Annotated in this window: 17 protein-coding genes; 4 read left to right on the forward strand and 13 right to left on the reverse strand. The window is 40.6% G+C overall.

Going from position 1 to position 19034, the window contains the following annotated elements; genetic code table 11:
• Positions 1-50 precede the first annotated feature (50 nt).
• Genes rpsD through rplQ form a run of 3 tightly spaced genes read left to right on the forward strand, consistent with a single transcriptional unit; the run spans position 51 to position 2171 of the window.
• Positions 51-656: a 30S ribosomal protein S4 gene (gene rpsD / locus J4N46_RS03505; protein WP_009415367.1), complete on the forward strand. Its 606-nt coding sequence runs from the start codon at positions 51-53 to the stop codon at positions 654-656.
• Positions 657-682: 26 nt separating this feature from the next.
• Positions 683-1675, forward strand: a complete 993-nt coding sequence (locus tag J4N46_RS03510; protein ID WP_208058172.1) for a DNA-directed RNA polymerase subunit alpha — start codon at positions 683-685, stop codon at positions 1673-1675.
• Between the two features lie 31 nt (positions 1676-1706).
• Positions 1707-2171, forward strand: a complete 465-nt coding sequence (rplQ, locus tag J4N46_RS03515) for a 50S ribosomal protein L17 (protein ID WP_208058173.1) — start codon at positions 1707-1709, stop codon at positions 2169-2171.
• Positions 2172-2266: 95 nt separating this feature from the next.
• Here rplQ and J4N46_RS03520 read toward each other — a convergent pair whose 3' ends face one another.
• From J4N46_RS03520 to recF, 8 genes are all read right to left on the reverse strand, one after another.
• Complete coding sequence (locus tag J4N46_RS03520; protein ID WP_208058174.1) at positions 2267-3688, reverse strand: NupC/NupG family nucleoside CNT transporter; 1422 nt, start codon at positions 3686-3688, stop codon at positions 2267-2269.
• A 17-nt stretch (positions 3689-3705) separates the two neighbouring features.
• A complete protein-coding gene (locus J4N46_RS03525; RefSeq protein ID WP_208058175.1) occupies positions 3706-4314 on the reverse strand; it encodes a bifunctional nuclease family protein in 609 nt (202 codons plus the stop codon).
• Between the two features lie 68 nt (positions 4315-4382).
• Complete coding sequence (locus J4N46_RS03530; protein WP_208058176.1) at positions 4383-5828, reverse strand: sensor histidine kinase; 1446 nt, start codon at positions 5826-5828, stop codon at positions 4383-4385.
• Between the two features lie 18 nt (positions 5829-5846).
• Positions 5847-6215 (reverse strand): SPOR domain-containing protein, encoded by a 369-nt coding sequence (locus J4N46_RS03535; protein WP_034556876.1) that lies wholly within the window; start codon positions 6213-6215, stop codon positions 5847-5849.
• Between the two features lie 17 nt (positions 6216-6232).
• Positions 6233-6916, reverse strand: a complete 684-nt coding sequence (locus J4N46_RS03540) for a hypothetical protein (protein ID WP_208058177.1) — start codon at positions 6914-6916, stop codon at positions 6233-6235.
• On the reverse strand, positions 6913-7467 hold the full coding sequence (pyrR, locus tag J4N46_RS03545; RefSeq protein ID WP_208058178.1) for a bifunctional pyr operon transcriptional regulator/uracil phosphoribosyltransferase PyrR: 555 nt from the start codon (positions 7465-7467) through the stop codon (positions 6913-6915). The genes J4N46_RS03540 and pyrR overlap by 4 nt, the downstream gene beginning before the upstream one ends.
• Before the next feature lie 12 nt (positions 7468-7479).
• Positions 7480-10020 (reverse strand): O-antigen ligase family protein, encoded by a 2541-nt coding sequence (locus J4N46_RS03550; RefSeq protein WP_208058179.1) that lies wholly within the window; start codon positions 10018-10020, stop codon positions 7480-7482.
• Between the two features lie 50 nt (positions 10021-10070).
• Complete coding sequence (gene recF / locus J4N46_RS03555; protein WP_208058180.1) at positions 10071-11168, reverse strand: DNA replication/repair protein RecF; 1098 nt, start codon at positions 11166-11168, stop codon at positions 10071-10073.
• A gap of 215 nt (positions 11169-11383) precedes the next feature.
• Here recF and J4N46_RS03560 point away from each other — a divergent pair, with 215 nt between their 5' ends.
• The gene (locus tag J4N46_RS03560; protein ID WP_208058181.1) at positions 11384-12199 is read left to right on the forward strand and encodes a leucine-rich repeat domain-containing protein; all 816 of its coding nucleotides are present in this window, start codon (positions 11384-11386) and stop codon (positions 12197-12199) included.
• Positions 12200-12362: 163 nt separating this feature from the next.
• Here J4N46_RS03560 and J4N46_RS03565 read toward each other — a convergent pair whose 3' ends face one another.
• The 5 genes from J4N46_RS03565 to J4N46_RS03585 are packed head-to-tail and all read right to left on the reverse strand — an operon-like array spanning position 12363 to position 19033.
• Entirely contained in the window at positions 12363-13517 is a 1155-nt protein-coding gene (locus tag J4N46_RS03565) for an HmuY family protein (RefSeq protein WP_208058182.1), read from the reverse strand.
• 54 nt (positions 13518-13571) lie between these two features.
• On the reverse strand, positions 13572-15728 hold the full coding sequence (locus tag J4N46_RS03570; protein WP_236013623.1) for a TonB-dependent receptor plug domain-containing protein: 2157 nt from the start codon (positions 15726-15728) through the stop codon (positions 13572-13574).
• Positions 15658-16512, reverse strand: a complete 855-nt coding sequence (locus J4N46_RS03575; RefSeq protein ID WP_208058183.1) for a lipocalin family protein — start codon at positions 16510-16512, stop codon at positions 15658-15660. The genes J4N46_RS03570 and J4N46_RS03575 overlap by 71 nt, the downstream gene beginning before the upstream one ends.
• A gap of 8 nt (positions 16513-16520) precedes the next feature.
• Positions 16521-17798, reverse strand: coding sequence for a leucine-rich repeat domain-containing protein (locus J4N46_RS03580; RefSeq protein ID WP_208058184.1), 1278 nt, complete (start codon positions 17796-17798; stop codon positions 16521-16523).
• 17 nt (positions 17799-17815) lie between these two features.
• A complete protein-coding gene (locus J4N46_RS03585) occupies positions 17816-19033 on the reverse strand; it encodes a leucine-rich repeat domain-containing protein (RefSeq protein WP_208058185.1) in 1218 nt (405 codons plus the stop codon).
• Position 19034 lies beyond the last annotated feature (1 nt).

The following is a 19034-nucleotide window of genomic DNA, read 5'->3' on the forward strand; positions in this document are numbered from 1 at the left end:
ATCGAAGGAATGCCTTAATTCATAATTACCTTTCACATAAACTAATAAAAATGGCAAGATATACAGGACCAAAAACTAAAATAGCTCGTAAATTTGGTGAAGCTATTTTCGGGGATGATAAATCGTTTGAGAAGAAGAATTATCCTCCTGGACAACACGGTATTGCACGCCGCAGAGCGAAACGCTCGGAATATGCTATTCAGCTACAAGAGAAACAAAAGGCTAAATATACTTATGGTATATTGGAAAAGCAATTTCATAATTTGTATGAAAAGGCAAAAAGGAGTAAACACATTACAGGTGAGGTGCTTCTTCAATTGTGTGAATCACGTTTGGACAATGTAGTGTATCGTATGGGTATTGCGCCTACACGTAGTGCTGCACGCCAATTGGTATCGCATCGTCACATTACTGTAAATGGTGAGATCGTAAATATTCCATCGTATACATTGCGTCCTGGTGATGTAGTGGGTGTGCGTGAGAAATCGAAATCACTAAGTGTTATAGAGAATTCATTGGCTGCAAATAGCAGTGTATATGAATGGCTTACTTGGAATCCTGAGAAGTTGGAGGGCACTTTTGTAGCAGTGCCTCAACGTATTCAGATTCCTGAGAATATTAAAGAACAGTTAATCGTAGAGTTGTACTCTAAATAATAAATAAAAAAGACAGCAGTCATAATATGGCATTATTTAACTTTCAAAAACCAGATAAAGTTATAATGATTGAATCATCTGATTTCGAGGGGCGATTTGAGTTTCGCCCTTTGGAACCAGGTTATGGTTTAACCGTTGGTAACGCATTGCGCAGGGTGTTGCTTTCTTCGTTAGAAGGTTTTGCTATTACTTCTGTGAAATTTGATAAGGTAGAACACGAGTTTTCTACGATACCAGGTGTAAGGGAGGATGTTACAGAAATCATTCTGAACTTAAAACAGGTGCGTTTCAAACACCAAGTGGAGGATATAGAAGAGGAAACGGCTACTATCAATGTTTCTGGTAAAAAGCAATTGACTGCCGGTGATTTTCAAAAGGTACTCTCTAATTTTCAGGTGTTGAACCCTGAATTACTTATATGCAATATGGAGACTACCGCTTCTTTTACGATAACTATTACCATAGAAAAAGGACGTGGTTATGTATCGGCAGAGGAGAATGTGAAACATAACGCACCGATAGGGACTATCGCTACGGATTCGATATTTACACCTATAAAGAATGTTAAGTATTCTATTGAGAATTACCGTGTTGAACAAAAAACTGACTACGAAAAATTAGTTTTTGATATTAAAACGGACGGGTCTATACACCCAAAATTAGCCCTTACAGAGGCTGCTAAAATACTGATACATCACTTTATGCTGTTTTCGGACGAGCGTATTACGCTTGAGGCTGATGAGGTGGCGCAAACGGATGCTTATGATGAGGAATCATTGCATATGCGCCAGCTGCTTAAAACAAAGCTTGTGGATATGGATTTATCGGTTAGGGCGCTTAACTGCTTAAAGGCGGCTGATGTAGAGACATTAGGAGAATTGGTGTCGTTTAACAAAGCTGACTTGATGAAGTTCAGAAACTTTGGTAAGAAATCGCTTATAGAGCTTGATGAGCTTGTGGCGAATAAGGGGCTTGTTTTTGGTATGGATATATCAAAATACAAATTAGATAAGGATTAACTTGCTTTCTGGCATTATTTAATTAGAAACAATGAGACACGGAAATAAAATAAATCATTTAGGAAGAAAAACTGCTCATAGAAATTCGATGCTTGCTAATATGGCTTCATCTTTGATTGAGCACAAACGTATCAATACGACTTTGGCTAAAGCTAAGGTTCTTAAATTGTTTGTAGAACCTTTGGTAACAAAATCTAAAGAAGATACTACGCACAATCGCCGTATTGTATTTAGCAAATTGCGCAACAAATATGCTGTTACTGAGCTTTTCAAGGAAGTAGCTACTAAAGTGGGCGACCGTCCTGGAGGATATACTCGTATTATTAAATTGGGTAATCGTTTGGGCGATAATGCTGAAATGGCGATGATAGAGTTTGTAGATTATAATACTACTTATAATGCTGCAAAAGTAGCTAAAAAACGTACTACTCGCCGTGGTAAGAAGAAAGTTGCTACTGAGCAACAAGCTGCTGCTGAAGCTCCAGCTGCTGAATAAATGATAAATAAAGAAATAAAAAAGCTGCCCATTAAGGCAGCTTTTTTGTTGATTAGATATTTATAATTATGAGTATCTAAAATATTTTTTTATCTTTATCCTATTATCATTCCTGCAATAGTAGCTGACATTAGTGAAGCTAACGAGCCGCCTAAAACGGCTTTTAAACCGAATTCTGATAGGGTTTTGCGCTGGTTGGGTGCAAGTGCTCCTATACCGCCTATTTGTATGCCTATAGAGGCAAAATTAGCAAATCCGCAGAGCATATAAGTGGCAATGATGACAGACTTGTTGTACATCAAATGGGGGGCGCTCGCTATATCTTTTAGAATACTTAACTGTGTATAAGCTACAAATTCTGATGAGGCAAGCTTAATACCTAATAGTTGCCCCATTAGCATCACATCTTCTTTTGCAATGCCTATCAGCCACATTACAGGTGAAAAGATAGTTCCTAATATCATTTCGAGTGAAAGTCCCGAATAAACAGTGTTTTCAGCAATAATTTGGTTTAGTGAAGGTATATTATCTGTACCCAAACCTCCTATCCAATTGAGTATGTAGTTGAGCATTGCTATAAAAGCTACAAAAACTAAGAGCATTGCTCCTACATTGGCTGCTAATTTTAATCCATCGGTGGTACCATTAGCAATAGCATCTAATACATTAGAGCCTACATTTTCCATAGATACGTGTGAATCATTAGAAAATTTTTCTGTTTGTGGGTATAGTATCTTAGAGATAACGATTGCGCCTGGGGCTGCCATTACCGAAGCTGCCAATAAATGCCTTGCAAACATCAATCGCATAATAGGGTCATTACCCCCTAAATACTGTATATACGATGCCATTACGCCTCCCGCTACGGTTGCCATACCTCCTATCATAACCAATAAAATTTCAGAACGGGTCATTTTAGAAAGATAGGCTTTTATCATTAGGGGTGCTTCGGTTTGTCCTAAGAAGATATTCCCTGTTACCGACAAGCTCTCTGCACCAGAAATATTCAGTAGCTTAGAAAGGACTAAAGCCATAGCACGTACTACCACTTGTATTATTCCTAAATAAAACAACAATGAGGTAAGTGCCGAGAAAAACACAATCGTGGGTAGCACTTGAAACACAAATATATACCCCACACTCTCAGTATTTACTAAGTTACCTAATAGAAAATCACTTCCTGCACGGGTGAAATCCAAGATTAGTACAAAGATACCTCCCACAAAATCAAATATTTGCTGAACAAAGCTTACTTTTAAGATTCCAATGGCGATACCTATTTGCAGTAAGAGCCCTATGCCTACGGTTCGCCAATTGATAGCACGCCTATTGCTACTGAAGATAAAGGCTATTAATAAGAGACTTACCATTCCAATCACCCCACGTAAGAGGCTTTCGGCAGTGAGTCCTTCGCATTTTACTACCTGAAAGGTAGTCGTGCTACTTGCCGTATCTTGGGCAAAAACTGCCAAAGAAGTAAAGGCAGTTAACAAAGTAAATAGTATTCTTTTTTTCATTCTTTTTTGTTTTTAACTCATTCAAAGGAACCATCCCTACGTATAATTTCATCACGTATCAGGGCAGCTTCGTCATAATCTTCCTTCGCTATGCACTCATTTAGTAGGGTTTTCAATTCTTCCAATGAAAAATTACTATAACGGTTATGAGTGTTTTCTTCTTCTATATAATTATTAGGTACATCAGTACCTTGTTTTTTTTCTTCGTTAGTAAGTGGAATGTCAATTCCTGCTTTTTCTATAATTTCTCTATAAGTATAAATTGGAGCTTTGAAGCGTAGCGCTAAGGCGATAGCATCACTAGTACGAGCCTCAATAGTATATTCTTTTTTGCCCTGTACGCACAACATATTCGAGTAGAATATACCTTCTTCTAAGCGGTAAATCACTACTCGTTTCATCTTGATATTAAAAGTATCGGCGAATATCTTAAATAGGTCGTGAGTGAGTGGGCGAGGGGGGATAATATTCTTCTCCAGCTCTAATGCTATAGATTGTGCCTCAAAAGCCCCCACTACAATAGGCAGTTTTAGGTCGGATTCTAATTCGTGCATTATCAGCACAAAAGCATCGTTCTGCGACTGGTTATACGATATTCGTTTGATAAATAAGCGTACTAACTCCATAACTGTTTGGCTTATAAGATGCTATAATATTTTTTTGAGGGCAGCAAAGGTACAACTTTTTTCCAAACCTACAAAAGTTTTTTTAAAATTATTACAAACTCACTCCCTTTGCCTTCCTCACTACTAAAACTAATTTGCCCGTTGTACGACAATACAATGTTTTTTACCATTGCCAGTCCCAGCCCGCTACCACTGCTCTTAGTAGTAAATTTAGGCTCAAATATCTTATCGCGATCCCGCTCGGCAATCCCCGTTCCATTATCCCTTATCTTTATTGTAATGTGCTGTTTGTCAGCAGTTAAAAACACCTCTATTTCAGGGCTTGTTACATTTTCGGTAGCCTGCAACGCATTCTTTACGAGGTTGGTAATCACACGCCCCAGCTGGTCTTTGTCAAATACCGATATTATTTCATCAGCAGAACAAACAAACCTAATATAAGGACTATTGAAAATGTCTAAAGTACGCTTTACAACCGTTACAAAGTCAAGCCGTTCATCATTTTTAGGAGGCATATTAGTAAGTGCCGAAAACGCAGTAGAGATATTGCTCAGTATATCAATCTGTTGAATGAGCGATTCGCAAAATTCATTGGTATCTTCTATCGTTTGTGCTTCGCGGTTAGCTTTTCGCTGATAACTTTGCACCGATAGCCGCATCGGCGTAAGCGGGTTCTTAATTTCGTGCGCTACCTGTTTTGCCATATCGCGCCACGCCTGTTCCCGTTCCGATTGTGCCAATAGCGCCTTGCTATTCTCAATCTCGTCTATCATACCATTATAAGCAATTACCAGCTCACTTATTTCCGTAGGTGCCGATTTTAGTTTTATCTTCTCATTTCCTGATAAGCGCGTCTTTTGCAGCCTGCTTTCTATCGTTTTGAGCGATTTGGTAATGTATTTAGAAATGATATAAGCCACCCACAACGCCACTACCAACAACGATACATATACAATCCCCAATTTGTAAAGCGACCCCTCCAAAGCACGTTCGTTGAAAGTGTCGTTCTCAAAATAAGGAATATTGAGTATAGCAATAGGCTTAAATTGCAGGTCGGTGATATAGCTATAAGAGGTTTGGTAGCCACGTCCCGCAAATTCGTGTTGTTCTACAATTCGCTTATCAACGGTGGATGACAGTTGCTGAAGCACATAAGGCGAAATAAAAAAAGCATCTTGGTCAGGTGATAGTGAAGCTTTCGAGCTCTTTAGCAAAAGCCCGTCAAGGTCATAAAGTGCAAAATTCAGGTTCTGAATATTGGCAATAGTATAAATATCCTCTCTGAATATCAGGGGAATATAATGAGTTTCAACAGGGAAAGTAGTTTGAGAAAATACATACTTGATTTGCATCTTTATTTGGTTTTCCTTATCTATCAAGCGCTCATCGTGATATTCTAATGCCTGATTGCGGTATTGCTTTATAAGCACAAATGCCAATATAGCAAATGATACCACCACCAATAAGGTCATACTCAAAAAAATCTGAAATCGCAGCGAGTTTTTCTTAAACATACTTCTTACGGAAACCCACTATTGTTTTAGTCCCACAACAAAAGCAGCAGGATACGTTTTTTTTATTTCTAATAAATTCTTCTCAGCCTCTAAGCGCGTGCGGAAACTTCCCAAACGCACTTTGTAGTTCGGCGACTCAAATACTAAGGATACAGGCTGATTCTTTTGCGAGTTTTTAAGCTCCAAAAGCACACGGTTCGCATCGTTGATGTTCCCATTGTACACCTGCACTTGGTAAGCACTCTCATTGCGAGCCACTTCTTTTTTCAGTTCCATAAGCTCAGCTATACTTGCTGGCTGGTTGATAGTTACTTGTCCGTAACAAGCCACACTACCCACCGTCAGGAAAGCACTAAAGGCAATGAATGTTATAAGGTTTCTTTTCATAATAAATTGTTTAAGTATTATAGTTTGTTTTTCTGTTTTAGATGCCAATAACCCTTGTTTAGCCCGAAGCCTATGGCAAAGAGTGTGATGAAAAATACAAAAGTAGCACCCAGCACTTTCAGGTTTAGCGGTTCGCTTTGGGGCACGTAGATGATTTGTCCATTGGCAGTACTGATAAGCCCCAGTAGCGTAATGAGCAAGCTAATAAGAAAATGCAGTTCCAGCCTGAGGTCTTTTTCGGGCAACAAATTCTTTATTCCCAAGGCACCCCCTACAATCACGGCAAAGGCTATCCCGCCTACACCCAAAGCAATTTGCGCAAATGATACCCCCGAAAAGTAAAATATCGCCTGAGTGAGTGCATAAAACAAAGCAGGAAACAACAATAAGTTAGGATACCACTGCAATATGTTGTGCCATTTGCTTTCTTTGCCCTTAAAAACACATTGCAGTGCTACAAAGCAAAACGCCATACACACCCCCGTTTCTACCGTGAGCAACACCGTGATATTGCTCAGCACATTAGGGTTGTTTAGCAAGCCCTCTAAAGTTACTTGCGACTGTTCCGAAGCATAATCCGTGCACAACCACACAAATAAGAACGTAATAGCCCCAAAGATAGCAGACTGCCACGTTTTCCAGAAACTCAGTTTCAAGAGAGTGTTAAGCACTATAAAAGCCGTGAGTAATGATATAATCATAATGTTTCGTCTTTTTTACGCTCTATATATACCGCATCTTCGCCAGCGTTTTCTTGCCAATGTACTACCACCCGCTCTTCATTGATAGCATCTACTTGCTTCCCTGTATAGTCGGGTTGTATGGGCAAGTGCCTGCTAAAGCGTCTGTCAATTAGTACCAATAAAGCCACTTCCGAAGGTCGCCCAAATGATTGTAGTGCCGTGAGGGCAGCCCTGATGCTGCGCCCTGTGTATAGCACATCGTCTATAAACACCACACGTTTGTTTTCTACTATAAAATCAATGGCAGTAGAGTTCGCCTCTAACGGACGCGCATTACGCCTAAAATCATCACGGAAAAACGTAATATCCAATAACCCAAAAGGAATATTCTTAATACCGTAGTGCGTAGTGAGTAGTGCCAATAGTCGCTTAGCCAAATAAGTACCACGAGGCTGAATCCCGATAAATACCGTATTGCAAAAATCATTGTGATTTTCTATCAGCTCGCAAGCCAAGCGGTGTAACATCACCTCTATCTCCTTTTCCGTTAGAATTTGTTTTTTATACATAGCTCATTATTGTTAGAAACTAAGTGTACTTAAATTCTTTTTAGCATCGGCATTCCCTTCATTTGCTGCCTTTTCAAAATACACTTTAGCATTAGCTTTATTGCCCAGCATATAGTAGCACGAACCGCGATAGTTGTTCAGTACAGGGTCTACCACTACGCCCAACGCCTCTATTTGGTTAATATCGGCAATTACTTTTTGATACTGACCCAAGTTATAGTAACAGAACGCACGCAAGCGGTACGCCTCTATATGCGCAGGTACTTTTTCTAAGAAAGCCGAAAATACTTTAGCAGCCTCATCAAAACGCTGAGTATTGTAATAATTTACCGCTTCGGCATAAAGTGGCATAAATTGCTCCACCTGCACTCGTGAGGTAAGTTTGTTACGGTTATTTACAATATCAGCATTATCAGGAATATATACAAAAGCACTATCAATAGTAGCTTTGGCATCGGCTATCATTCCGTTCTTTTCTTGCAAGTAAGCCAAGGCATTCCACGCTTGTGGCTCACTGGTGCGCTTGTAGTACATCGCTGCCTCATCTACATCTATACGGAATTTTTTAAGTGTCTGTTTCCATTTAGGTATTACCGCAGTACTATCTTTTTCTAAACCTAAATACTGTTTTAGCAAGTGGATAGATTCTTGTTCCTTGCCCATATTGTTCAGCGCAAAAGTTTCTAAGTTTAATGCCCCAAAGAAATTAGGTTTTATCATACGCGCTTTGTGAGCGTATTTATAAATACTGTCGTTGTTCTTTTCGGGTTCCATAAAGTACGATACTGCCATAAAGTATTCAGGACGCGCATCGTAAGGGTGATAATTGATAGTTTGTAGCACCTTGCGCGCTTGGTCAAACTTCTGTTCGTCTATCAGGTAGCGTGCCTTTTCCACATCCACAGGCTCTGCCACCGCTGTAAGGTTGGGTACATGTGGATAGTTGCGTATTAGGAACTCACCAGTTGATTTGGTAGGGCGCACATTGCTTTGTTCTTCTTTTATCATACGTTGCATTTTAGAAGAATCGAAGTACATACGTTCTACCACCACATTTATCGCTGCTGTAGCCAAAGCTATTAAGCCTATAAAGCCTACAGCCATTAGCGGCAACTGTTTAGGAGCACTTTCACTAGCCTCCTCGCGTTTCTTTCGGTAATAAATTACACCCAATCCCACAGCTATCCCTACGAAAATACTAAATAAGGCTTGTATTTCAGGGCGGTCTTGCGGAAAGTTAAAGAAAGCATCAAATGAGTAAGCAAAAAGCCCAAAGAGCGGTAAGAAAAACCAATACTCTTGCTTGCTATCCTTGCGCCTATAAGTACTCCATAAAAAGTAATAAGCTGCCAAAAGGAAGATAGCCACAAACGCCAACCCTGCAAAAATACCCGCTTCGGCAGTGAGCTCCAAAAAGTCATTGTGGTTTTTGTACATATAAATATAGTGCGGACTGTACGAGTTTTCGTATTGCAAAAAGCGCACTTTCCAGTTTCCTATTCCTACCCCCAAGATAGGATCGTTAGGAATCATATCGGTAGCGGTAACTAACCAAGCTGTTTTACGCAAGTTGTTACTGCTGTTTTCTTCGCTGGCAACGGTAGCCAAACGAGCCCCAAAGTTGGTGCTTTCGCGCAACTCTTGTGGGTATAAGAAATTTTGTACAAATGAGAATATACCAAAGGCAACTAAGGCAATTGCTAAGTGCATCAGTACTTTTTTGCCAATTTCACGGCGTTTGAATACGAAAAAGTCGATAGCACCATAAACAATAAAGATGATAATCGTGATAATCGTAGCCAAATAGAACGAACGGGTACTCATAAAGAAGATAGCCATTGTGCCTGCCAATATACCTGCGGCACCCAAAGTACGTTGCCACATTTCTTTTCTGAAGTAAAACAACCAAATGGCAAAAGGCAGCTTGATAAACATTGCCGATGCCAAGATGTTCTTGTTAGAGTATCCCCCTTTGATATTGTAACTAAATGAGGTATCCAACCCTTTGATGATACCTTTTACCCCTTGTATGGTGATGATAAAATCATAAAGCAATAATAAAGTCATTGCCACAGCTAAAGGCACGAGATTCTTTTTATTGAAAATTACTAGTGCCGATACCATCCACGCGGCTGTAAATACGATAAATATTTTAGAATAGTGTAATATAGCCTCTTCCACATCAATCGCTTTAGAGAACGACAGCAAGGCGAAAACCATAATCACACAATAGGCAATACCTATTTTGTTGCTAAAAAAGCCAAAGAGCACTTGGGTGCGGTCTCTAAACTCTTTGATGAGAAACACCAAGGCTACCACTATGAGGTTAAGGATAGCAAAAGTGTAGAACTTAGTAGCGTTAGAGTCAAAAGCCATCCAGTTGGGGGTGATTACCGTTACGTAACCATAAGCTATTAGTAGCAGTGCTGCCAAGGCGTTTAGCAGCCAGTTTTGGGGGGCATCACCTGTTTTTGCCGTTGCCGTTACAGGCGCAGACTTTGCAGGGGTAGTAACTCGTGTTGGGTTGGTAACAGTCGCTTTTTTCTTGCTCATTGTTAGTTATTGTTATTTAGTATTTAGAATTAGTCCTTAGTCTTTAGTTGTTACTCTTGCGGCTCGCACTTTACCTCAATCATTTCATAAGGTAGCCCTATTTGTTGTACTACAGCTTCGGTACGATCCTTATGAGTATCAGTGATAAATAGCTGCCCGAAGTGCCCTTGAGTAACCAATTGCACCAATTGCGTTACACGACTGTCGTCCAGCTTGTCAAAAATATCATCTAATAGCACTATAGGCTTCTTTTGCAGTTGCTGTTTTAGCAATTCGTATTGCGATAATTTTAAGGCTATCAGGAACGACTTTTGTTGTCCTTGGCTGCCGTATTTTTTTATGGGGTAGCCTTCTATTTCAAATAGTAGGTCGTCTTTATGAATACCTGCTGTGGTATATTGTGCCGACAAATCCTTACTGTAGTTCTCGCGCAATAAAGCCGCCAAGCTGTTGTGGTGTAGTGCGCTATGGTAGTGCAGACTTACCGCTTCGGCTTTACCTGCAATATAGCTGTATTGTTTGCTGAATTGCGGCTGGTATAGCTGCATAAAATCACTGCGCTTTTGGTAAATAAGTTGCCCTATAGGGGCTAATTGCTGGTCGTATATAGAGAGAGTCTCCGTAGTAGTGATGCCCGTTTCAGCCATTTGTTTTAGCAAAGTGTTGCGCTGCAGTAGCAACCTATTGTAACGCAGCAACAGCTCTACATACTCGCGGTCTGTTTGGGCAATAACACTATCCAAAAACTTGCGGCGTGTTTCGCTGCCTTCGGTAATTAGATCTCTATCAGCAGGCGAGATAAGCACCATTGGGTATTTGCCTAAATGGTCAGCAATGCGTTCGTAAGCCTTACCATTGTGTTTCAGTACCTTTTTCTGACCTTTTTTTAGGCTACATACTATTTGTTCCTGTCGTTGTTCGCTTTCAAAGAGTCCCTCAATCAAATAAAATTCCTCATTATGCCGAATATTTTGCAGGGCGTTACTACTAAAATAACTTTTCCCCATAGCCAAGTGATAAATGGCATCTAATAAATTTGTCTTTCCAATGCCATTATTACCTGTAAAACAGTTGATAGTAGCACTGAAATGAAAGGTTTTATCGCTGATATTCTTATAGTTAAGAATAGTTATTTTCTTTAAAAACATAATTAGTGAGGCAAAAGTACAAAATAATTACGAATACACAAAAAAGTATGTGTTAATTTTTACGCCAATTCCACCCGCCCGTCCCCTTGCCTGTGCAGTTCACATTTTCATCTGCTCTAAAGAACTCTTAATTTTTTCTTAAATTGTTCATCGCTTGTGATTTACAAATTATTATTGTGTATTTTTGCAGCGTTAATAATAAAAAAATAGAACATATGAAGAAATTACTACTTGCAAGCCTATGTGCACTTTTCTTGATAGGCTGCAAAAAAGACAAAAACGAAAATGATAATGACATTCCTGCTTCAGCGTATGAATTAAGTGCTGACGGACTTACCCTCGTGAAGTGGAAAGACAACTCGCTTAATTCTGTAAATATGGAACAGGATAGCAAGCTGCAAAAAGTTACTGTAATAGGCGAACGCGCTTTTGAGGACAATAAAAGTGTTTCAAGCATTGTTTTCCCTAAAGCACTCAGGGAAATTAAGCCTTATGCTTTTAATAGAGCCAATCTTGATATGCGTGTAACCTTTACAAATTACGACCCTAATACTAAATTGGTGCTGGGTAATGATGTTTTTGCTAGATCAGAAATAAGAGAAATAAAGCTACCCCCAGTAGATTTGATTCCTTTAAGGGCTTTTGGCAATTGTAAAGAACTCAGAACCATAGAGTTTACAGCGGCTAAAGTAGTAGGTGGTAATGCTTTTTTGGAGTGTGAAAAATTAGAAGTGTTAGATTTTGGCAATACTAATGTATATGATATACAACACGGGGCAGTAGTGCAATGTAAAGCCCTAAAAAAGGTAGTATTACCCGAAACTGTTAGGACTATAGGAAAACTTGCTTTTTACTATAACGTGAATCTCGAGTCGGTAACCATTAATACCCTTATACCACCTACGGTAGCTGCAGACACTTTTGACGATTGTAACCTTATAAGATTCTACGTGCGTAGTGATGTGCAAAATTATTTCAAAACAGCTACTAATTGGAGCAAACATAGCAGCAAAATTTATCCTAAACCATAAGGTTTAGTCGTTAGTAAGAAGAAGTCATTAGTCGTTAGCTTGCGGTATGCGCTAACGACTAATAACTAACGACTAATAACTAACGACTAATAACTAACGACTAACGACTAACGACTAATGACTAACGACTAACGACTAATAACTAACGACTAACGACTAATGACTACAATTCTTCATACTCAAAAGCTGGGTAACCTCGCTCGCCTTTGTCGTCTTTCAGGCGTAGAAATTTCAGCTTGTAATATCTGCCTTCACTATCACGTACCACAGCAAATAGTTCATCGCGCACCAAATTACCTACTTGGTTATCACGCCAATTGCGCCCTATTGCCATTTGGGTGTTATAACGCGCATTGCCAAAAGCTATTTTTGCAGCTTTTTCCTTGCTGTAAGTATTGTAAGGAGTAGTACGAGTGTCGTACAAGGTCGCTTTAGTACCTCCGTGCAGGTTGGTAACTACCAAATCGGGGAAGAAAGTAACGCTGTTTTGAGGGGATAGTATTTTTTCTTCATCGGTGCTAAACCAGCTCGTAGCAGCGGTAAAACATAAGTCCCAATTAGTTTTTGGAGGTTGCACTTGTACTATTTTCTTATCGTGTAGGCTGAAGAAAATAAAGTTATACAGTGGGTTTTTATTAATAGTAACTTCTTCTATCTTTTCGCCCTTAGTGTCGGCTGTTACATAGTTGTGGGCGTATAGCATTCGGTAGGCATTGCCACGCCTCATTATCTGCACTTTCATCCAGCCCCTATCACTACCTTTGAGGTCTACACTACCTATTTCAGGGGTTTTAGTACTGATGTTGCTACCTAAGTTCAGCAAATACACTTTGTTATCTACATCATTCACAGCTATTTCTGCAATAGCAGTGCCTGTACCTTTTATAACCTCGTTGGTAGTGCTATTCACGCTGGGCGATAAGTGCCCGCGAGGGTCATCTATAATATGCGATGAGATGAGCACTTGCGAGGGTAGGGTAGGGTCATCGCTTAGCAAGATACTTGGCACCGTATGCACAAATTCGTTGATGTTACGAGTTGTAGCCGTTACGGTCATTGCTATAGCAGGGTTGATAATCACCCTGAAATCATCGCCACAATAAAAAGCAATATCCCACGCATCGCGTCTTACTTTAGTGATTTGCTTGGTAGCGAGGTCTACATACACTTGGTAAGGCTCATTAGCACCTCCCATATCCACTTCCACTTGGTTTTTAGCTACTTTTGGAGGTGTAGGGATTTCCTTAGGACCCTCATCTTTTTTCTTACAGCCTACAACTACAAGCGCTGCGGCTATCAATAATAAATACTTTTTCATATGATGGTTTGTTATGTTTTGTCTATCTTAGTGATTAGCGCGTGCGGCTCGCACCTAACGATTAACAACTAAATTATACGTTAATTTAGCGTAGAAACTTCGTCCGTAGCCCAAGGGGTAGTTTAGGCGTATCGGTTGTCCCTGCAAGGGCGTTTGGGTAAGACTCACATCTATAGTATTTAGCAAGTTCCTAGCCCCCAAACTCACCTCCAAACGCTTTTGTAAAAAACGCTTTTGGGCAGAAATATCAAGCCAACCATAAGGGTCTAAGTCGCCCATTACATAGCCTGTCCCGCTCATTAGCCACATTTGTGATTTGCCTACAAACTTGTAATACGCAGAGAAAGCACAATCCCACGCTTTGATATTGTAGCTGGCACTCGCATTAGCGTTGATGTTTAGCAAATAACGACTATCAGTTTTAAAACGATCAGTGTCTATACGCTGCGAAATCCATACAAACGATGCCCCAGCCGATAGTTCTAAACTATTCAATTTTAAGCTATTAGTAGTAGTAATATTAAAGTTGCGGTATTGGCTCACGTTGATGTATTGAGTGTGAGGCGTACCACCGTCAAGATTTTGCAGTACGTTGTGTATTTTGTTGTTGATGCGGTTATAGCTACCGTTTAAGGTATTCATCAGTTGTGTTTTCTCCCCCAAAATACTACTTTTCTTAGCACTGATTTCTGCCGATAAACCATCTTCGGGCAATAAGTGTTCGTTGCCCAAAAAAGCGTGTCCCATAAATATATTCCGAGTATACAGCTCCTCAAAGCTGGGGGTGCGGTACGATTTCCCTACCGAAGAGCGTAGTTCAGTGCGGTGTGGCAATAAGTACCTGCCGCTCAGCGAATAAGCGTATTGGTTTTTGAATAGCCGTTGCACCGAATAGCGCATACCGGGGCGCACCGATAGTTGCTTGCTGAGGCTTACCTCAGCCACTGTGTAAAGGTCGTAATTATCTACGTTCTTGCGCACTTCTTTCAGGGTACTCCCCGCATCGGTGATAAGTGAAAAACCCTTGTTGTGCGTTAGCTCGTAGCCCAATTGCCAATTGAGTTTGTTGCCGAAGAAAGCACGGCTAAATGTACCCACACTATACCACACGTTCATATATTGGGTAGTGCGCTTGCGGTGGTTGATATCCTTGCCTAAATTGATGATATACCTATAGTTATCCTCCTCGCGCTCTTGGTATTGGTATGATCCTGAGAGATTGTAACGCCATTTGCTCCAAGCGCCATTAGCATTGAGGTGATGAAAACGCCGCAAATATGTATCGTGCCTATCATCGCCAAAAGCGTAATAACCATATGTGCTGCTATAAGAGTTTTCAGGCGAGCGGTCTATGAAGTAGAAATCATCGTTCATATACTCAAATTTGTATAGCAGCTGGGTATGTGGCAACTCGTAGCTTAGTACTATGTTGGTCTGTAAGCTATTATTAGGGGGTGATTTGTAGCCCCGCTTGTTGTCAGTAAGGTAATGATGCTTGCCTTGGTATTCCCCCCAATAGCCATTGTACAAGTTGCGATAAGTACCTACAGAGGCATAACCATTTTTAGCAAACTGATACGCTGCCTTAAAATTCTGTATATGCCTTCCTTGGTCGGTAAGGCTGTACTCCTTGCCTATGCTCTCTTCTTGTAGTGAGTAGGTCAGTTCCCAAGGGTGTTCGCTTTTCTTTTTGGTAATGATGTTTAAAATACCTGTTACCGCATTAGCACCGTGAGTTACCCCCATAGCCCCTTCCACAATCTCTATCCGTTCCACATCTTGCATATTTACCTGTGAAAGGTCGGTATTGTTGCCTAATCCGTTTTCGCTCACCAAGGGCACATTGTCAATCAGCACTTTGAAGTAGTTACCCCCCAAACCAAACAATGATACCGTTTGCTTACCTGTGTTTAGGTTAGGCTGCACCGTGATGTTGATGTATTGGTTTAGCACATCGGCAAGGCTTACAGCACCCATTTTCTGTATTTGAGCGTTGCTAATTACTTGCACGTTTTTCACTGATTTTGCTACTGCTTGCGGAGCTATCTGTCCCGATACCACTACCTCGCTCAGTTGTATTACCTTTTGGGTAGTAGGGCTCACTTGGGCGAAGCTCAACAAGGGCAGCAAAAAGAGTAGTTTAAAAATAATCTTCATACTTCTTGTCTTTTCGGTAGATAGTTTCAAGAGCGTGTCCACTTCTGTTGCCATAAATGTGCAAGTTGCCATTCTCAAGGTCAAAAATCGTATTGCCTACAAAACCATTTTTCTTAGAGCTAACGATAATTTTAGTTTGGTTCTCCGATACTTTATAACTACCTTGGTAAATAGTTTCTTTACAACCTTCACTGCCAATGTCGTATTGGTAGATAGTAATATCCGTTTCGGTAAATACAATCTTTTCTTTGGTTTTGCATTGTCCGCGTGCAAAGTCTTCATCATAATTATACAACCCGTCTATCCACCAGTGGTGTACATACCAAGTGCCAATGAGCTCTTTAGCAGGGTTGTAAGTGTAATCTTTTTGATAGAAGAATGTACTGCTAACGCTGTCACCATTGGGCAGTGTTGCGGTAAGCACCAGTTGCAGCTGTTTGTCTTTCAGGGTATAGCTGTAAGTTTCGGTTTCGGTGCCTATCAGCTGCAAGGTATTGGTAGCGGTGATGGCTACGTCAAATATCTCATTGCTGTGCTTGCAAGTGCCTTCGCCTCTGTCAGCACTTTCACCTTCCGAAAGTGCTAAGTGATAACGTACTTCTCGGGCTTTGCGTCCTTCTAAAAACGTAATTGAGCTATGCCTGCGGCAGTTGCTCAAGTTGCGTTCTTTGCCTTTGTTGTTGCTGTCGGTAATTTTCATAAGCTGCCAGCGTCCTATCAGCGGGGTGTAAGCATCGGCACCCTCTTTTGGGGGAATTTTCTCTGATGGTGAGTCCTTTTTACAAGCACTCACCACCAAAAGAAAACTCAATAATAAAATAAAGTTTTTGTAGTTCATTTCTGTAGTTAATTTACAATAATTTCCACTGCCAAACGTTTGCCCGAGAAGGTATCGGTAATGATAACCTCTTCGTTACCTCTTTGTAAGCCTTTCACCACCAGCTCGCTTTTAGTAGCGTTATAGGTAATTTGCGCAAATTGGGTAGCTGCTATTTGGTAGTTACCATTGCCTGTTACGGCTATCGTTTTGGTTTCGCCTACCGATAGGCGTAACACATTAGGCGTAAGAGTAAAAGGAGTTACCACCCGCACGTTTAGTGTTTTTTGGGTTTGGCTTATCTCATCTATAAAAGTAAGAGTAGTAGCCCCTTTTTCTCGCCCGTATAAGCGAAAACGAGCCTTGTTGTTTTGCTCTTGAGCGTAAGCTACTATCACCTTGCTTTCTTCGCTTTGTACTATTTTGTAATCACCATTGCCACTCTCTACACTGAAGTCTACAAATTCACCCTCGTTTATCATAAATTCTGTTTGGCTAAGGGTTAGCGGCTTAAACCCTAAGTGTCTGTTGATTTTTGCCGCAAAGTAGTGCCATTCCTTTTTGTCTCGGTAGTCTTGTGTAGCTTCTTTCGGCACTATAATATCCGTAAGTGAGGGCGGAAAAGGCGATATAAAGCCTGCACCTCTTTCTCCTAATCTCAGTTTAGGCGGAAAAGTGCCGTAAAGTGTGATTTTTACCAAACCAGAATCTTCAAAAGCCGCCGTACTAATGTCGCTCACGTTCTTGGGTATTTCTATCTCTTTTAAATTTACACAGCCTGCAAAAGCTTGTTTTTCTATAGAGAAGAAATTTTCGGGCAGCTCAATCTTGTTGATACCGCTATCGGCAAAAGCCAATATCCCAATAGTCGTGATATAAGGCGACAGCTTTACGTAGGTGAGCTTGCTGCAATCCTGAAAGGTACCTCGTTCAATTTTGGTAATATGCTCGTTGTTGCTCATTACAAAATCACTCAGGTTACTGCACTTGTAGAACGCAAATTCCCCTATATGCTCAATCTTGTCAGTTAGCTTTACCTGCGTAAGTGCCGTGCAGCCCGAAAAAGTGTTAGCTGCAATGTGGGTAATGTTGCGCAACACAGGGTCGGTGGTAAAATCTATTGTACTGAGGCTATTGTCGTTCCACTTCAGCAACGTTTTTTTGTCCTCACTTAGCTTATAAGCTGTTGCAGGAATACCCTTTTCGGTAGGCTTTATAGGCGTTTCCTCTTTAGGTTTTTCCTTTTGGCAATTGGTAAAAAAGAAGCTGGTTATTACAATGGTTGAACACAAAATGATTTTTCTCATTATATTTAGAATTGTTTTTAGTTTTTTGCTTTAGCCGATAGTGGTTTGTATTTTATATTGCTATCCTCATTTTCCACCAATCCCCAATTTTCATCTTTCTTGTAAGTTTCTACAAGTTCATCGGGCACGTAAATAAAGTGCAAGTTTTCAAAATCATCTATCGTTACCACATCCCAGCGGGGGAGGGTCTTGCTGGGTAGTACCAAGTAATCTACATTGCTACAACCCGCAAAAGCATCTCTTCCTATAGCCTTTACGCTAGCGGGTATTTCTAAATGAGTGATTTCGCTACAATTGTCAAAAGCCATAGCACCTATTACCTCCAGACCCTCTTGCAAAGTAACCTCCACTAAATTTTCATTGTTAGCAAAAGCCGCTTCGCCAATGTGTTTCACGCTGTGAGGGATTTTTAAGCGCTCTAAAGGTAAGTTAGAGAAGGCAAACTTGTCAATCTTCTCAATACCCTCGCTAAGATTCACACTTTTAAGTTTTTTACAGTACAAGAAACAGTTTTCGGGTACTATTTTCAGTCTACTGGGTAGTGTGGCACTTTCCAAGAAAGCCATTTCACCAAAAGCGTTAGTGCCAATACTGCTCACCTTGTCCGAGAGGATAATCGTAGTAAGCGCATAAGGCAGCGTTGCATCCTCACTTTCGCCGTATGAAAAGCGGAAAGCCTCATCACCTATGTGTTCTACATTGGCAAGTTTAGGGTCAGAGCGCATATCCAAGTGCAAGGTGCGGAAGTTCGTCCAAGCAAGGAGTGTTTTGCCGTCTTTGCTCAAGCGGTAGTTAGGCAACTGCTGAGGTTGTCCCCCCGATTTGTCCCCCATTTCATAACCTGTCCCCCAGCCTTCAGCCGTTTTAGGCCCATATAGTTTAGAATGATTAGGGTTGCTGCTGTTTAGTTGCAAATACAAGTCGCCAATATTTCCTTTATCAGCGGCAGGACGCGTAGTGCCCGAATAAATAGTATTGCCTACCGAATTGGGTTCTACTAAAGCAATAGGATTGTTGCCCCAGCCCGTATCTGTTTTAGGACCGTAGAGTTTTCCCGATAGTTTGTCTAAGTAATAATCACCCTTGCCTCCCACATCGGCAGCAGGAGCTCCATTGCCAGGGATAATCATACTTCCTTTATTTACAGTAACGCGTTCTATAGCCTCTTTGCTACAACTGCTGCTAAGAGTCGCTGTAAGTACGCAACTCATAGCTATAAAAAGTAGATGTTTCATA

The sequence above is a fragment of the Capnocytophaga bilenii genome (assembly GCF_017565765.1).
GTDB classification, from domain to species: domain Bacteria; phylum Bacteroidota; class Bacteroidia; order Flavobacteriales; family Flavobacteriaceae; genus Capnocytophaga; species Capnocytophaga bilenii.

What these genes read in the sequence shown, in the direction of transcription:
- J4N46_RS03540 (WP_208058177.1), bottom strand. Translation starts at nt 6,916, where the DNA reads ATGATTATATCATTACTCACGGCTTTTATAGTGCTTAACACTCTCTTG.
- rpsD (WP_009415367.1), top strand. Translation starts at nt 51, where the DNA reads ATGGCAAGATATACAGGACCAAAAACTAAAATAGCTCGTAAATTTGGT.
- pyrR (WP_208058178.1), bottom strand. Translation starts at nt 7,467, where the DNA reads ATGTATAAAAAACAAATTCTAACGGAAAAGGAGATAGAGGTGATGTTA.
- J4N46_RS03520 (WP_208058174.1), bottom strand. Translation starts at nt 3,688, where the DNA reads ATGAAAAAAAGAATACTATTTACTTTGTTAACTGCCTTTACTTCTTTG.
- J4N46_RS03575 (WP_208058183.1), bottom strand. Translation starts at nt 16,512, where the DNA reads ATGAACTACAAAAACTTTATTTTATTATTGAGTTTTCTTTTGGTGGTG.
- J4N46_RS03585 (WP_208058185.1), bottom strand. Translation starts at nt 19,033, where the DNA reads ATGAAACATCTACTTTTTATAGCTATGAGTTGCGTACTTACAGCGACT.
- J4N46_RS03535 (WP_034556876.1), bottom strand. Translation starts at nt 6,215, where the DNA reads ATGAAAAGAAACCTTATAACATTCATTGCCTTTAGTGCTTTCCTGACG.
- J4N46_RS03570 (WP_236013623.1), bottom strand. Translation starts at nt 15,728, where the DNA reads ATGGCAACAGAAGTGGACACGCTCTTGAAACTATCTACCGAAAAGACA.
- rplQ (WP_208058173.1), top strand. Translation starts at nt 1,707, where the DNA reads ATGAGACACGGAAATAAAATAAATCATTTAGGAAGAAAAACTGCTCAT.
- J4N46_RS03560 (WP_208058181.1), top strand. Translation starts at nt 11,384, where the DNA reads ATGAAGAAATTACTACTTGCAAGCCTATGTGCACTTTTCTTGATAGGC.
- J4N46_RS03580 (WP_208058184.1), bottom strand. Translation starts at nt 17,798, where the DNA reads ATGAGAAAAATCATTTTGTGTTCAACCATTGTAATAACCAGCTTCTTT.
- J4N46_RS03510 (WP_208058172.1), top strand. Translation starts at nt 683, where the DNA reads ATGGCATTATTTAACTTTCAAAAACCAGATAAAGTTATAATGATTGAA.
- J4N46_RS03530 (WP_208058176.1), bottom strand. Translation starts at nt 5,828, where the DNA reads ATGTTTAAGAAAAACTCGCTGCGATTTCAGATTTTTTTGAGTATGACC.
- recF (WP_208058180.1), bottom strand. Translation starts at nt 11,168, where the DNA reads ATGTTTTTAAAGAAAATAACTATTCTTAACTATAAGAATATCAGCGAT.
- J4N46_RS03550 (WP_208058179.1), bottom strand. Translation starts at nt 10,020, where the DNA reads ATGAGCAAGAAAAAAGCGACTGTTACCAACCCAACACGAGTTACTACC.
- J4N46_RS03525 (WP_208058175.1), bottom strand. Translation starts at nt 4,314, where the DNA reads ATGGAGTTAGTACGCTTATTTATCAAACGAATATCGTATAACCAGTCG.
- J4N46_RS03565 (WP_208058182.1), bottom strand. Translation starts at nt 13,517, where the DNA reads ATGAAAAAGTATTTATTATTGATAGCCGCAGCGCTTGTAGTTGTAGGC.